Annotated in this window: 14 protein-coding genes and 2 riboswitches; of the genes, 5 read left to right on the top strand and 9 right to left on the bottom strand. The window is 44.0% G+C overall.

Features of this window, described 5'->3' with window-relative positions:
* Positions 1 to 23: 23 nt before the first annotated feature.
* From lysA to DESPCE1_RS0120465, 3 genes are all read right to left on the bottom strand, one after another.
* The gene (gene lysA / locus DESPCE1_RS0120455; RefSeq protein WP_019851553.1) at positions 24 to 1,274 is read right to left on the bottom strand and encodes a diaminopimelate decarboxylase; all 1,251 of its coding nucleotides are present in this window, start codon (positions 1,272 to 1,274) and stop codon (positions 24 to 26) included.
* Positions 1,275 to 1,399: 125 nt separating this feature from the next.
* Positions 1,400 to 1,574, bottom strand: a riboswitch (Lysine riboswitch).
* 78 nt (positions 1,575 to 1,652) lie between these two features.
* Positions 1,653 to 1,865: a hypothetical protein gene (locus DESPCE1_RS0120460; protein WP_019851554.1), complete on the bottom strand. Its 213-nt coding sequence runs from the start codon at positions 1,863 to 1,865 to the stop codon at positions 1,653 to 1,655.
* Positions 1,866 to 1,946: 81 nt separating this feature from the next.
* Positions 1,947 to 2,756, bottom strand: coding sequence for a sulfite exporter TauE/SafE family protein (locus DESPCE1_RS0120465; protein ID WP_014795902.1), 810 nt, complete (start codon positions 2,754 to 2,756; stop codon positions 1,947 to 1,949).
* Positions 2,757 to 2,954: 198 nt separating this feature from the next.
* On the opposite strand from DESPCE1_RS0120465, the gene ybaK reads away from it, so the two are divergent.
* The 3 genes from ybaK (at position 2,955) to DESPCE1_RS23460 (ending at position 4,833) form a co-directional block, all read left to right on the top strand.
* Complete coding sequence (ybaK, locus tag DESPCE1_RS0120470) at positions 2,955 to 3,434, top strand: Cys-tRNA(Pro) deacylase (protein ID WP_014795903.1); 480 nt, start codon at positions 2,955 to 2,957, stop codon at positions 3,432 to 3,434.
* 116 nt (positions 3,435 to 3,550) lie between these two features.
* Positions 3,551 to 4,636, top strand: coding sequence for a hypothetical protein (locus DESPCE1_RS0120475; RefSeq protein WP_019851555.1), 1,086 nt, complete (start codon positions 3,551 to 3,553; stop codon positions 4,634 to 4,636).
* A gap of 38 nt (positions 4,637 to 4,674) precedes the next feature.
* Complete coding sequence (locus DESPCE1_RS23460; protein WP_014795905.1) at positions 4,675 to 4,833, top strand: hypothetical protein; 159 nt, start codon at positions 4,675 to 4,677, stop codon at positions 4,831 to 4,833.
* Positions 4,834 to 4,893: 60 nt separating this feature from the next.
* Here DESPCE1_RS23460 and DESPCE1_RS0120485 read toward each other — a convergent pair whose 3' ends face one another.
* Both DESPCE1_RS0120485 and rnk read right to left on the bottom strand, forming a co-directional pair.
* Positions 4,894 to 6,552, bottom strand: a complete 1,659-nt coding sequence (locus DESPCE1_RS0120485) for a glutamine--tRNA ligase/YqeY domain fusion protein (RefSeq protein WP_019851556.1) — start codon at positions 6,550 to 6,552, stop codon at positions 4,894 to 4,896.
* Between the two features lie 144 nt (positions 6,553 to 6,696).
* Positions 6,697 to 7,113, bottom strand: a complete 417-nt coding sequence (rnk, locus tag DESPCE1_RS0120490) for a nucleoside diphosphate kinase regulator (RefSeq protein WP_019851557.1) — start codon at positions 7,111 to 7,113, stop codon at positions 6,697 to 6,699.
* A 504-nt stretch (positions 7,114 to 7,617) separates the two neighbouring features.
* A riboswitch (glycine riboswitch) is annotated at positions 7,618 to 7,713 on the top strand.
* 152 nt (positions 7,714 to 7,865) lie between these two features.
* Between rnk and DESPCE1_RS0120495 the strand changes: the two genes are divergently transcribed.
* The gene (locus DESPCE1_RS0120495; protein ID WP_014795908.1) at positions 7,866 to 9,248 is read left to right on the top strand and encodes a sodium:alanine symporter family protein; all 1,383 of its coding nucleotides are present in this window, start codon (positions 7,866 to 7,868) and stop codon (positions 9,246 to 9,248) included.
* 56 nt (positions 9,249 to 9,304) lie between these two features.
* Here DESPCE1_RS0120495 and DESPCE1_RS0120500 read toward each other — a convergent pair whose 3' ends face one another.
* A complete protein-coding gene (locus tag DESPCE1_RS0120500; protein ID WP_028305651.1) occupies positions 9,305 to 9,688 on the bottom strand; it encodes a VOC family protein in 384 nt (127 codons plus the stop codon).
* Between the two features lie 131 nt (positions 9,689 to 9,819).
* Between DESPCE1_RS0120500 and DESPCE1_RS0120505 the strand changes: the two genes are divergently transcribed.
* Positions 9,820 to 10,542 (top strand): MBL fold metallo-hydrolase, encoded by a 723-nt coding sequence (locus tag DESPCE1_RS0120505; protein ID WP_014795910.1) that lies wholly within the window; start codon positions 9,820 to 9,822, stop codon positions 10,540 to 10,542.
* Positions 10,543 to 10,589: 47 nt separating this feature from the next.
* On the opposite strand, the gene DESPCE1_RS0120510 is transcribed toward DESPCE1_RS0120505, so the two are convergent.
* From DESPCE1_RS0120510 to DESPCE1_RS0120520, 3 genes are all read right to left on the bottom strand, one after another.
* Positions 10,590 to 11,135, bottom strand: a complete 546-nt coding sequence (locus tag DESPCE1_RS0120510; protein WP_019851559.1) for a 2'-5' RNA ligase family protein — start codon at positions 11,133 to 11,135, stop codon at positions 10,590 to 10,592.
* 178 nt (positions 11,136 to 11,313) lie between these two features.
* Entirely contained in the window at positions 11,314 to 13,380 is a 2,067-nt protein-coding gene (locus DESPCE1_RS0120515) for a methyl-accepting chemotaxis protein (protein ID WP_019851560.1), read from the bottom strand.
* 317 nt (positions 13,381 to 13,697) lie between these two features.
* Positions 13,698 to 14,024, bottom strand: coding sequence for a co-chaperone YbbN (locus DESPCE1_RS0120520; RefSeq protein WP_014795913.1), 327 nt, complete (start codon positions 14,022 to 14,024; stop codon positions 13,698 to 13,700).
* Between the last annotated feature and the right edge of the window lie 20 nt (positions 14,025 to 14,044).

Consider the following 14,044-nt stretch of genomic DNA (forward strand, 5'->3'; position numbering starts at 1 on the left):
GGACCTGCCTTCTCTCTTAAGAACTATAGTTCACTGAAATCCAAGGTGGCGAAATAATCCTCTAGGGTTTCCGCCCGGCGGATCAGCTTCACACTGCCGTCCCCTTGCAGCAATAACTCAGCATGACGCAGCTTGCCATTGTAGTTGAAGCCCATAGCATGCCCATGAGCCCCGGTGTCATGAATCACCAGGATATCCCCGATATCGATCCGGGGCAGTTCCCGGTCTACGGCAAATTTATCGTTATTCTCACATAAGCTCCCGGTCACATCATAGATATGGTCCTTAGGCAGGTTTTCCTTACCCAAGACGGTCACATGGTGGTAGGCTCCGTATATTCCCGGGCGCATCAGATCCGCCATGCTGGCGTCGACACCGATATAGTGTTTATAAATATCCTTACGATGAATAACCTGGGTCACCAAATAGCCAAAAGGTCCCGTTACCATGCGCCCGCATTCCAAGCAAATGCGCAAAGGATCCAAGCCGTTGGGAAGGATCTTCTCTTCGTAAACTTTACGGACTCCTTCACCGATAGTCTCCAGATTGACCGGCTCTTGTTCCGGACGGTAGGGGATGCCGATTCCTCCGCCAAAATTCACAAATTCCAGGCGGATTCCCAGCCTTTCTTTCAGCTCTATGGCCAGCTCAAACATCATCTCTGCTGTCTCAATGAAGAAATCAGGGTTCAGCTCATTGGAGATAATCATAGTATGAAGCCCGAAACGTTTCACTCCTTTATCACGAACGATCTCGTAAGCCTGGAATAATTGTTCCTTAGTTAAGCCATATTTGGATTCTTCAGGGCTGCCGATAATGGCATTTCCCTCCCGCAGGAAACCGGGATTATAACGGAAGGAGATCACCTCCGGCAGGCCGGCATGCTTTTCCAGATAATCAATATGGGTAATATCGTCTAAATTGATGATCGCCCATAAATCCTTAGCTTTTTGAAATTCGTCAGCAGGGGTATTGTTGGAGGTCAGTATAATGTTCTCCTCTGTGATTCCCGCCTTTTCTGCCAAAATCAGCTCAGCCAAAGAGCTGCAATCTGCTCCAAAGCCTTCTTCCCGAAGGATCTTCAGAATATGGGGATTGGGGAGAGCTTTGACGGCAAAATACTCCTTAAACTCCGGTGCCCAGGCAAATGCCGCCTGAAGTCTTTGGGCATTTTTTCGAATGGCTACCTCATCATAAATATGAAAAGGGGTGCCATAGTCCGCGATAATTTTCCGCAATTGCTCTTGATTAAAGGGTAAATTTTTTGCTGCCATATTCTTCTCCTCTCCTAATACTATCAATCGATAGAAATTGTTAGAGTCTGATAGTGCAAAAAAAGGCTACGAGTCTCCCCGTAACCGTTTCTCTAAGGCGAAAATATAGTCTAAGCCCCAAAACTTCACGAGATAGCACTCCACCGAAAATCCGGTGACAGTCTTGCATTTTTTCAATGGAAGACCAGCTAAGACCCTTTGTCTTTGGCCTTTGCTTCGGCAGTGATTCCTTTCCTTATCCGTCATAGCCTGACGCGCTCGGGATAATTACTCTTAATGCACTGCGCCTCTATCATTCACTCTATGAATTATCTATACATTATGGAACAAGATGTTACCCTTGTCAATACATTGCTTCCGTATACATTGCCCCTGCCTTTATTCTTTCGCATTCTGCAGAATTTCCATGATCCCCCGATTGTGAAAAACATCCTCCACCTCTAAGTTAAGCTGGCCACCCTTTGTGCTTTCTTTGGGCTTCTCGCCATAATCCATTGTATTTGATCCGGACTCTTGAGTCTGACTGATCACACCTGCCGGTTCCCATAATTGGCGTTTCATCTCTTTAGCGGTATTCTTCCGGTCGTCCATGCGGGATTCCTCCTTTTATCCTGACAAAATCAATTGCTTGCTGGTTCTGTCTTTAGAGTACCCGAAAACGCCCAAAACATGTTAAAGAAACAATACCTTCAGAGGCTCAGCAATGGATGTCAGACCGATGACCAAAAGCAATCCATAGACCAGCTTCTTAAATTGAGCTTCATTAATTTTTTTCCTAAGGGGCTGACCGGCCACATAGCCAAGAATAACGGCCAAAATCATGCTGACAAGCACTATTCCAAAGGAAAGAGTAAAGCTCTCCCGGAATACAAGAATTTTGGAAGCGGTGGTCATGGCGTATTGGAAAAAGAAAAAGTTGACCGTAGTAGCTTGGAAGGCGTCTTTGGATAGATGCTTAATAAGCAACGCGACGACGGGTGGACCGGGGATGGCCGCTAAGCCATTGAGCAGACCTGAAGAAAAGGCCACTAAGGTGAAGCCCTTTGAAGATACATTGATGCTTCCTTCCTCTTCCACCGGGGCTGTGGCTACAGGGATTTTCTTCTCAGAGGCGCTGCCTTTGAGTTGTAACCACTGATAGAAAACATAACCAATGAGAATAATTCCTACAACCCCTTTGATATACACTTCATTCATATATCCACTTAAAGCAACACCCATAACCAATCCGGGAATACTTAAGAGCAAGAGTCGGAGGATTAAATCCCAGCGGGCTAACTGCCGCATTTTAAATCCCTGCAGGGCGGAGCCCATCATGGATAAAATCATTCCCGCCAAAAGAGCTTGTTGACTGGGTAAAACAAATAAGAGAAGGGGTACCGCCACAAGTCCGAATCCAAAACCCGTTAAGACTTGAATAAACGTAGCAAAGAAAGTGATTCCGCTCATGACAAGCCATAATTCCCCTGATAACATCTCCACACAAACACCCTCTTTAATCCAGATTCAATCTAGTATTATTCTCGGTCTCATAACTTTTCCCTTTTTTTGCACCAATCTTTCCCTGGTTAAGAAGTTTATAAGCTTGACAGCCATCCCTTGCATTTCCTATAGTGGATGAGGAAGTAATTTTTAAGCGCCACTGTGATACTCAGGTGAACCCAGAGAAAGGTGATTCTTATGGCTCAAAAAACCAACGCCGCCCGAATCCTTGACCAAGCCGGTATATCCTACGAATTGATCTCCTATGAGGTGGATGAATCAGATCTTTCCGCCACCACCGTCGCCCAAAAGGTGGGGATGCCTCCCGAACTTATCTATAAAACCCTGGTAACCCGGGGAGATAAAACAGGCGTTCTCATTGCCTGCATCCCCGCCCATTATGAGCTGAACCTTAAGGCTCTCGCTCAAACGAGCGGCAATAAAAAAATGGAAGTCGTTCCTCTCAAAGAAATTCAGCCCTTAACCGGTTATATACGGGGGGGCGTCTCTCCTTTGGGAACGAAAAAAAGATACCCTGTCTATTTTCAAGAGGATATGCTCCATCACAGAAAAATTGCCATCAGCGCCGGAACACGAGGATTACAGATCGTTATTCTACCTCAGGATCTGCTTAATATCACCCAGGGAAAGGTTGGCTCTATCGCTAATCCTTCCTAAAACTCCGATCAATCTTCTCCTCGAAATCTATGAACTCTCTCTTTCCTTGTATGAAGATGGGCAAGAGGTAAATACTAATCTTATGTCGCTTTGAATTAGGGTAAAGGAGAGATTCTATGAGTTTCCGGCTTCCTCAGTTCAACCCACCTAATTTTGATGGTGAGCCTTTTACAGGCGCTCCCAATGCAACCCTTGTTGAAGTCCTTCAGGATGGTGTCGCACCCGACCATTTCCATGGTATGTCCATTTATCCTGAGTACTTTAAAGTCAATGGTCAATGGGTCCTTGCTTCCCAAAGTCGTATGGACGGTGTCCCTGTGCTTATGGAGGACGGAACGATCCAAATCCTTGAATTCCGCAATCTTAAGAAAGGCCATAAGGTGGTGGTAGGGCGGACAGAAGATGCTAGTGAAGGCATTTATGTCTATGCCGAGGGCTTTGCTTCCAAGGATAGCAACGAAGATATTTTCGCCTTCCGATCCGGCCGTTCCAGGGAGACTGCTTATTCAAAGGATTATAATCATCTTTATGATGTGCTGCGCCACGAAAAAGATCAAGGCTACGTGGTCTGGGTGTTAGGACCGGCGACGGTTTTTGATTACGACTCCCGGATAGCTCTTGCCGCCTTGATTGAAAAAGGCTATGTTCATGCTATTCTGGCCGGTAATGCCATGGCCACCCATGATCTTGAAGCCGGTATCCTGGGTACTGCTTTGGGTCAAAATACATATACCCAAGAGTCTCAGCCCAATGGCCATTATAATCATTTGGATGTGATCAATATGGCACGAAAAGCCGGGTCACTGGAAAAGCTTATCAAAACTCAGAACCTGACAGAGGGTGTAGTGTATGCTGCTTTAAAAAAGAATATCCCCTTGGTTCTGGCAGGATCCATCCGTGATGACGGACCCCTTCCCACTGTTTGGGCTAATGTCTACGAAGCCCAAGATGAAATGCGCAAACAAACCAAAAAGGCAACCACCCTCATTTGCCTGGCCACCCAGCTCCATACCATCGCTTCCGGAAATATGACACCCGCCTATACTGAGCGGAATGGACAACTGCGTCCAATCTACATCTACGCCGTAGATGTAGCAGAGTTCGCCTTAAATAAGCTAAGAGATCGGGGTTCACTCGAAGTAACCACCATCGTGGCCAATGTACAGGACTTTCTTGTCAATGTGAATAATAATCTTATATAAATAAGGCAATAAGGCCAACGGCCTATGGGGAGAATAGAATGAGAGTAAAAATCATCCAGTCCTTTCGGCAAGAAGGGCTGGAGAAAAAAATGAATGCCTTCTTGCAAGAGAATGAAGGTAAAATCGAAATCATCGAAATCCAATGGAAAGCTTTTTTAGAGCATTATGTGATGATCCTTTACAAAGAGAAAAAATAACCTGATAGTGAATAAAAAATAGTCACGAACACTGAATCGTGACTATTTTTCTATTCACAGTTATTTTATGACAAAGGAGCTCTTTAAGGAAACAATCAAGTTAAAAACTAAGTTTTCCGGGGTAGTATATTTCGGATCCACATTAAAGTATCCGTGACGGGGGAACTGGAATTTATCTTGAGGTTTGGCCTCTTTCATATGGGGCTCCACAAACCCTTGCCATACTTCCAAAGAGTTGGGATTAATATAATCCAGAAAGGTCTTGCCTTCTTCCTCCACCACATCATCCTGAATTAACACATCATAGAGGCGAAATTCTGCCGGCACTGCCTGGGTGGCTTCTACCCAATGAATGGTCCCCTTAACCTTGCGGCCGGCAAATCCTGTACCACTTTTTGTTTCCGGATCATAGGTGCAATGAATTTCCAAGATATTGCCCTCATCGTCCTTAATGACCTCTTTACATTTAATAAAATAGGCATCTATCAAGCGGACTTCATTACCTGGGTAAAGCCGGTGGTACTTCGGCGGAGGGACTTCCATGAAATCCTCCTGCTCGATATAAATTTCCCGGGAGAAAGGGATTTTGCGTTTTCCCATCTCAGGATTCTCTTTATTATTATCTGCATCCAGGATTTCCACTTGGCCTTCAGGGTAGTTGGTAATGACCACTTTCAAGGGACGGATGACAGCCATGGGCCGGGGCACTTTGAGCTTCAGATCTTCCCGAATAAAGTGCTCCAGCATTTTGGAATCCACCACACTGTCCGCTCTGGCCACACCAATAGCTTGGGCAAAATTGCGGATGGCCTCAGGAGTATAGCCCCGACGGCGCAGCCCGGAAATGGTCGGCATTCTGGGATCATCCCAGCCGTCCACCACCTTTTCATCCACCAGCTGCTTTAGTTTACGCTTGCTCATTACCGTATTAGTCATATTCAGGCGGGCAAATTCATATTGATGCGGGACATGCTCCATCTCGCATTCCCGAACGACCCAATCATATAAAGGGCGATGATCTTCGAATTCTAAAGTACATATAGAGTGGGTTATACCCTCTATAGCATCCTCTAAAGGGTGGGCATAATCATACATAGGGTAGATGCACCATGTATCCCCTGTATTATGATGAGTGGCATGAGCGATCCGATAGAGAACGGGATCCCGCATATTGATGTTGGGAGAGGACATGTCAATTTTAGCCCGGAGAACCTTCTCTCCGTCCTTAAATTCACCTTGACGCATTCTCTCAAAGAGCTCCAGGTTCTCTTCCGCGCTGCGATCGCGATAAGGACTTTCCTTACCGGCCTCTGTCAGAGTGCCGCGGCTTTTTCTAATCTCCTCGGCAGATAAGTCACAGACATAAGCTTTGCCTTTTTTAATGAGAAGAAGGGCTCGCTTGTGCATCTCATCAAAATAATCCGAGGCAAAAAAGAGGTTATCCCATTCAAACCCCAGCCACTTGACATCTTCTTTGATAGACTCTACATATTCTGTATCTTCCTTGACCGGGTTCGTATCGTCAAACCTTAAATTGGTTTTTCCTTTGAATTCACCAGCTAAGCTAAAGTTCAAACAAATAGATTTGGCATGTCCAATATGCAAATAACCATTGGGCTCGGGGGGAAACCGTGTAGTGACTCCTTCTACTTTTCCCTCTCGTAAATCCTCAAGGATAATGCTGCGTAAAAAATTGGAAGACTTATTCTCATTATCCACGAATATCAACCTTTCCTACGGAATGTCTTATCCTATATTAATCTATACCACTATTCTATAATCAGATGTCCATGAAGGAGCACCGCAAGGTAAAGACCTCTCCAGTAGTGTTACCCGAATCTCTGTCCTTCACCCACTTCATTCTTAGAGATCGTAGTCTCCTGCAGCCTCAGGCTGATAAAGGAGCTTTTCCACCTTAAGCCGGACAACACCGCCGGGAACTTTCCAGTCGATGATATCTCCTTCCCGATAGCCAAGAATAGCCGTCCCCACAGGGGCAAGAATCGAAATCTTATCCTCTAAAAGATCCGCATCTTCAGGATATACTAAGGTATAGATGGTTTCTTCACCCGTCTCCAGATCCTTCAGTAATATCTTCGAATTCATAGTTATGGCATTCGAAGGAATTCCTTCCGAGGGCACCACATCTGCCCCATTTAACTCATGCTCAAGATCTTTTAAGTAATCCTTGTTTTTGGCGGTGCCAAACTCTCTTTCTTTATTGATAAGTTTTAGCAGACGCTCACGATCCACAGCTGTAATACTGATCTTTCTACTCATTTCTCCTGAACCTTCCTTTTCTAATGATGAACAAATTGTGCTGGCCCCAGCAAATACACACCTTTTGACATGCTAAACATAGAGCGACTATCGCCAGATAGCCGCTTTTAAAAATTTATGTAATTCAATAAGGGAGAAATCGCTAAATCATTTTAATTATAACCTATTTTCTATAATAAGTAAATGTTAGTCGATAGGATATGAATGCCTATACATCACCTGCCTTAGCCTGTTCCAAGTCTGAAGCTCCCTGATTTACAAACCAAAATTCTGTAAAAATACTACATTAATCACCTGTTATTCGAGTATTATTCCCAAAATAATTCTTGAATAAAATGGGAGCGATACTTATAATTATAAATAAATTCGAGAATCTCCTGTGAGATATTTCGAATCTATGAAAATTGCATAGGGAATGCTGGATGAAATTTACGGGAGAAGGGCTTAGGCCCGCCGAAGAAGTTGAAACTTTCAGGTGACTAGAATGAGTTAGGGACCGTTAATTGACAGCACTCTGGAGAGACTCTAATTTAGGGCGCCGAAGGGGCAATACAATGATGTGTTGTTAAATCTCTCAGGCAAAAGGACAGAGAAGCAATAGGGACTGCCTGCTATGGAGCAATCTCTTGCTTTTGTGGAAATTGTCCGAATATTCAGAGTCAATCTTAAGGATTGACTCTTTTTATATATAAAGCAATTTTATTCTGGAGATTGCAGTATACAGAGAAAGAGATTAAAGGAGGAAAAACACAATGGAGGCCTTGCACAGTTTTATTGTCTGGTTGAACGGCTATCTCTGGGGTCCACCTATTCTTGTTTTACTTTTTGGTACGCACTTATTCCTTACTTTCCGTACTCGTGGTATTCAAAGGTACATTTTTAAAGGGATTAAATTATCACTTACTAAGGATCCTGATGCTACCGGTGATGTGAGTCAATTCGGAGCTCTAACTACCGCTCTCGCCGCTACCATCGGAACCGGTAATATCGTCGGAGTAGCTACGGCCGTGGCTTTGGGAGGTCCCGGTGCAGTACTTTGGTGCTGGCTTACCGGGGTCTTCGGGATTGCCACAAAATATGGCGAAGCCTTATTGGCGGTGAAATATCGGGTTAAAACCGCTGACGGCACCATGCTGGGTGGTCCTATGTATGCTTTGGAAAGAGGCCTGGGACAGAAGTGGCTGGCTGTACTCTTCTGTATCTTTACTTCCATTGCCGCCTTTGGTATTGGTAATATGACTCAAGCTAACTCTATTTCCGTTATGCTGGATACTCAATTCAATATCAACCCTATCTTGACAGGCGTTATCTTAGCTGCCCTCACAGGGGTTGTTATTATCGGCGGCGTAAAATGGATCGCTCGGGTCTGTGAAAAATTTGTTCCCTTTATGGCGATTGCTTATGTCCTTGGTTGTATCATTATCCTGATTATGAATTCTCAATATGTCTGGCCAGCCGTTGTCTTGATCTGTAAATCAGCTTTCACCCCAACGGCTGCCGGCGGCGGATTCATCGGTGCCAGCATTATCATGGCTGCCCGTTACGGGATTGCCCGAGGGCTTTTCTCCAATGAGTCCGGTTTAGGTTCTGCTCCCATCGTAGCTGCGGCTGCTCAAACCAGGAACCCTGTCCGTCAAGCTCTCGTATCCGCTACGGGAACCTTCTGGGATACCGTTGTTGTCTGCTTAATGACCGGTCTTGTCGTCGTTAGCAGTGTCATTAGCAACCCGACTGCTGCCGAAGGGTTAAAAGGCGGCGATTTGACTTCCATGGCTTTTAATCAAATTCCGGTAATTGGTCCCATCGTTTTAACTTTTGGTCTTCTGACTTTCGTTTTCTCCACTATCCTTGGTTGGTCTTATTATGGTGAAAGAGCTGTAGAATATCTCTTCGGTAAAAAAGGAATCCTTCCTTACCGCCTCCTCTGGGTTCTCGCCGTTTTAGCCGGTTCTTTGGTAACCCTTCAATTCGTCTGGGATTTAGCGGACGCGATGAATGCTATGATGGCTATTCCAAACCTGGTGGCACTCCTCCTCTTAAGCGGAGTTATTGTCTCCGAAACCAAGAAGTACTTATGGGAAGATCGTCTGGATGAAGCTTCTGAAGAGCCCATTCCTGTGATTCAGAATAAGTAAGTCAATAAACAGATTGCAAGACACCTCTCCGGTACGGAGAGGTGCTTTTGCATACTTTATCCCATTGAACTAGGAAGAATCTCCACCCAGTAGTTGTCCGGATCATTGATAAAATAGATACCCATAGCTTCATTTTCATAGCAGATGCATCCCATTTTTTTATGATGTTCATGAGCTGCTTGGAAATCATCCACCGTTAAAGCCAGATGAAATTCATTCTCGCCCAGATTATAGGGTTCCGTTCGATCCCTTAACCATGTAAGTTCTAAAGTATGGGCGGTTACCCCATCACCCAGATAGACAAGAATAAATTCCCCGCTCTCCGGAGCTATACGTTTGACTTCTTTTAACCCCAATGCCTCATCATAAAACTTAAGGCTTTTTTCCAGGTTCAGCACATTGATATTATTGTGAGTAAATATAAATTTCATCAGAATCATCCCCTTTTTTTCTTTACTTTTCATAGAATTAACGACTAGACTCTTCCCTTTGTCTTGCATATCTATCCATATTATAGTAATTTTTTATAGAGAACACAAACCTGCAGATCATTTTAGTATGAGGTGATTTAATGAACGCTCCGCTAGAAAAGCTAGAACTTCGTATTGAGTATATCCATCACAGCGGTTTCACAGTGGAAACCGATCGGGACTTCCTGGTCTTTGACTATTATCAGGGTCAAGTCCAATTTCCAAGCAATAAAAGGATCACTGTTTTTTCCTCCCATGTCCACCCGGATCATTATAATCCTGAAATCTTCCAGTGGCAAAGCCAATACCCCGACATTCATTATATTCTCAGCTCGGATATTCAAGGCCATCCTCAACTGCCTCAAGTCCAAGAGAATCTTATTTTCTTATCCCCTTATGAAGAAGTTCATAGGGATGACCTGAAGATTAGGACCTATGGATCTACCGATGTGGGAATCTCTTTTCTTGTGGAACTGGACGTAAAGGAAGGGATTCATCTCTTCCATGCCGGAGACCTCAACTGGTGGCACTGGTGGGGAGAACCCCAAGAAGATATCCTTTGGGCAGAAAAAATGTTCAAAGAAGAAATCGCCAAAATAAAAGAAGAAAGGATTGATATTGCCTTCTTCCCTGTGGATCCCCGACTTGAACAGTATTATTCTATAGGAGCGGAGTATTTTATTCAGGAGATCAATCCTCAAGTCCTTGTTCCCATGCATTTCGGAGAGGATTATAAATCCATTCAATCCTTTGTGGAAAAAATGGCCTCTTCCTCCACTGAAATTTTAGGAATCACCCAAAGCAATCAGCACTTTGCCATCTGATCGCCCTATTAGGGCCGTTTAAGGTTTATACAGTATCTATGAATTTCTTACTGTTCCTCATGTTTATTCAGGGGAAATTCACATAAATACTCAATTGGATCCAACGAAGCCATCCCTATGGATTCAATAGTCACCTCGATGGATTGAAAATCCTTTAAGATCTCTTCCAGCATCTTGGGTATCTCCTCCACTGGAGTCTCCATGGAAAGGGTGCAATGGGGATGCCAAATCTGGGGTTTGTAATAGTCCCAGCCTTCCTCTTCCCAAGCTGAGAAGGCATCATGGAGCATTCTATGAACTTGAAACAGATCGCCGGTTAGGTTAGGGGTCAAAAAGATGGTTCCCTTATGAAGTGGAAAAATCCCGATTTGAAGAAATGCCAACTTAAAGGAATGAACTGCTTGAGCCAGAGCATTGATCATTTCTTTGGCCTTGGTCAAGTCCAGATCATTATATATAGCTAAGGTGATATGGGGCCTGCCGTTGGTGCAGGACATGCATTTGCCAATATTCAAGAGAGCTAATGACTCCCATATTCTCATTATGGATTGTTCTGCTTCTTCATTGAAGTAGAGATTAATTGCATAGCTCATTCAATACCTCTCCATAGATTATTGCTCCTTCTACTTTAAAACGCACCAATAATAATTGCAAGCCCAAACAAAAAGCCAGACATTCACAGCCTATATGAATATCTGGCTTAAAATTTTTAGATTTAAGTTTAACTTGCTGTATAAGAGTAACGGACGTATATCTCTTGCAGTCTGTAAACTACACTTTGAACCGCTTGATTTCTTCTTGCAATTTATTGACGCTTTCCTTAGCTCTGAGAATCTGATCTTCAACTTCATTGGATTTGATGCTTACTTCTGCCGACTGATTGGCAATATCCGCCGTGCCGATGGCACCACTGTTGGCAGCTTGGGCTACCCCGCCGATGGCATCGGAAATGTTTTGGATAGACACCAGAAGCTGCTCCGTGGTAGCGCTAAAATCGGCTACCAGCTCGTCTACGAAATTGGCATCTTGGCTGTATTGCTCTGCTACATTCAGCATAACTTGATAGTCATTATTGACATCTACAGACATGAAAGAAAGCAGGCCGTTCGAACTTTGTGAGAGATTATCGACAGCACTGGTTACCTTGGTGGTAACTTCCTGTATTTGCATAACCGCTCCTTTTGATTGTTCGGCAAGTTTTCTGATTTCCTCTGAGACAACCGAGAATCCTCTTCCGGCTTCACCGGCTCTTGCCGCTTCAATCGCGGCATTTAGGGCCAGTAAGTTGGTTTGCTCGGTGATCTGCATGATGGCATCCGTCAATAAATCAATTTGACTGACAACCTTGGATTCAACAATTGCCTTTTCCAATTTTACTTGGGTATCAACAAATATATCGGCGGCTTTCTTCTGTGCCGCATTGACATTTTTCTTAGTATCTTCCGCTCTCTGGGTGATTTCCTTGGACGAGATTGCCCCTTGCTGAGATTTGCCGGCGATTAACTGCACTGCTTTTTCAATTTCCTGGGTCGTCGCCGACATTTCTTCCGATGCTGCCGATGTTTCTTCCGTACTTGCCGCCACATCTCCGGTAGTAGAAGAAATCTCTTCCAGGCTCTTGCTGAGATCCACCACATTATCCATGACAGCATACACTTCTTCTTCAATAGCAACCGATTCATTCTTGATACTGTTGACCAACTGTTTAATCGAATTCTTCATATCGTTAATGGCGTTGGTAATTGACCCCACCTCATCTTTTCTGGCCAGAAATCGGGGGTCGATTTCCTGGGAAAAGTCCCCGCTTGCCACAAGGTCCAAATACTGAGCCGACTTTTTGATGGGAGTCGTGATTTTATTGGCTGTTATGGTAATCAAGGCAATAGTGATGAACAGCATAAGTACGGAGACCCCCAGCATCATTAAGGCCACCCCGTTCGCCCCCTGGGTCAACTCTTTCTCGGACATTAAGGACGCTAAAATCCAATCTGTTCCGTCGACTTTATGAGGATTAACTATGTATTTTACTCCGTCAATCGTTACATCAAAAGGAGCTAAATCATCAGATCCCAGCTTCTCCAGTCCTGGGATGTTAATCTCATCTAATTTTTTAAAGTTATTTTCGGGGTTACTGCCATCGGCTAAAATAACTCCCGTGGTGTGAACAATCATCGAATATCCGGTTTTTCCAGTCTTCATTGAATTTAGCATATCGCTTATGACCGACTGTTGCACATCAATTCCCAGAGTTCCGACCAGCTTACCGTTGGCATCCGTAAACGAGCGCACATTGCTCGTAATCATTGTATTGGACATAGGATCAAGATAGGGCTCAGTTCTCACAATGGCTCCATTGCCGCCTAGACCGGTTCTGTACCAGCCTTTCTCGGGAGGATAAAATTTCTCAACAGGTATGGGGGCTTCCGGCCACTGCAGGTAAGCGCCCTCTTCCGTACCGAAATAAACATACATTGTCCCTGGATGGCTGGCGGCATAGTGCTCGAAGATTTCGTAAATTTCTTGTTCCACCCCGCCATTTTGGGAAGGCGTCATTTGCACCTTTTCCATACTGTTGGTGTAAGACGTAATATTGCTTTCTGCCGCTGCCATGACCAGGGGATGGGTGGCCATCATATTGATGTTTTTATCAATCTGATCATAAAATATCTTAATAGATTGCTCAGCTATTTTCATTTGTTCGTTGGAGTAATTAAGGTAGTCATCTTTCGATTGCTGAATTACCTTATAACAAGTAATACCACCAACAATAACTAAGGCACTTAAGACAATCATGATCGAAATGGTTAAAAATTGGGTTCGAATACTCTTGAACTGCATCATCTAATCCTCCATATTAAAAATTCCACTGGTTGTTGGCTAAGTTAAGGCGACACGCGAACTATTCTGACAGCTTAGACATTATGTCGGTTAATAGAGCAAGTCCATGTGAACACTTTCAGTAGCTGTGGTACGGATTTTCCTATCCTGAGAATGATTGAATTAAGGCCTCTGGAATAAACGAAGATATGTAAAAATGTGCCTCAATATCCTTCAAGGAAGGGAGGCACGCTACTGATTGGTCAAGATCTGGTTATAACCGGACTCTATTCGCGGGACTGAGTGCCTATGTTCAGCTAATCCTAAAGAATTTTTAATTAGTCCTCAAGCACATCGGCGATCATCTGTTCGACTTCGTCATCTTCCACATCGCCGGCCATTTTGCCTTTATATTCTCCATCTTTAAAGTAAAGAATCTGGGGAACGCCCTTTAATGAGAATCGTTGGAATAATGCTTTGTCCTCTTCCACATCCACATAATAAAAGCCAAAACTTTCTTCATAATTTAGACGCAACTCTTCTAATACCGGAATAACTTTTTGACAGACATGACAGTTCTTCCTGGAAAACATCACCAAGCAAGCTCTTCCTTCATCGTAAATAAGCTGCTCAAACATATTGGTATCCAGTTTTTTTAAAGACATTTTTTACACTCCTCATACTT

Source organism: Desulfitobacterium sp. PCE1, assembly GCF_000384015.1.
Classification (GTDB): Bacteria; Bacillota; Desulfitobacteriia; order Desulfitobacteriales; family Desulfitobacteriaceae; genus Desulfitobacterium; species Desulfitobacterium dehalogenans.

Excerpts from the sequence above, each read along its gene's own strand:
- lysA (WP_019851553.1), bottom strand. The coding sequence starts at position 1,274 with ATGGCAGCAAAAAATTTACCCTTTAATCAAGAGCAATTGCGGAAAATT.
- DESPCE1_RS0120460 (WP_019851554.1), bottom strand. The coding sequence starts at position 1,865 with ATGGACGACCGGAAGAATACCGCTAAAGAGATGAAACGCCAATTATGG.
- ybaK (WP_014795903.1), top strand. The coding sequence starts at position 2,955 with ATGGCTCAAAAAACCAACGCCGCCCGAATCCTTGACCAAGCCGGTATA.
- DESPCE1_RS0120475 (WP_019851555.1), top strand. The coding sequence starts at position 3,551 with ATGAGTTTCCGGCTTCCTCAGTTCAACCCACCTAATTTTGATGGTGAG.
- DESPCE1_RS23460 (WP_014795905.1), top strand. The coding sequence starts at position 4,675 with ATGAGAGTAAAAATCATCCAGTCCTTTCGGCAAGAAGGGCTGGAGAAA.
- rnk (WP_019851557.1), bottom strand. The coding sequence starts at position 7,113 with ATGAGTAGAAAGATCAGTATTACAGCTGTGGATCGTGAGCGTCTGCTA.
- DESPCE1_RS0120495 (WP_014795908.1), top strand. The coding sequence starts at position 7,866 with ATGGAGGCCTTGCACAGTTTTATTGTCTGGTTGAACGGCTATCTCTGG.
- DESPCE1_RS0120500 (WP_028305651.1), bottom strand. The coding sequence starts at position 9,688 with ATGATTCTGATGAAATTTATATTTACTCACAATAATATCAATGTGCTG.
- DESPCE1_RS0120505 (WP_014795910.1), top strand. The coding sequence starts at position 9,820 with ATGAACGCTCCGCTAGAAAAGCTAGAACTTCGTATTGAGTATATCCAT.
- DESPCE1_RS0120510 (WP_019851559.1), bottom strand. The coding sequence starts at position 11,135 with ATGAGCTATGCAATTAATCTCTACTTCAATGAAGAAGCAGAACAATCC.
- DESPCE1_RS0120515 (WP_019851560.1), bottom strand. The coding sequence starts at position 13,380 with ATGCAGTTCAAGAGTATTCGAACCCAATTTTTAACCATTTCGATCATG.
- DESPCE1_RS0120520 (WP_014795913.1), bottom strand. The coding sequence starts at position 14,024 with ATGTCTTTAAAAAAACTGGATACCAATATGTTTGAGCAGCTTATTTAC.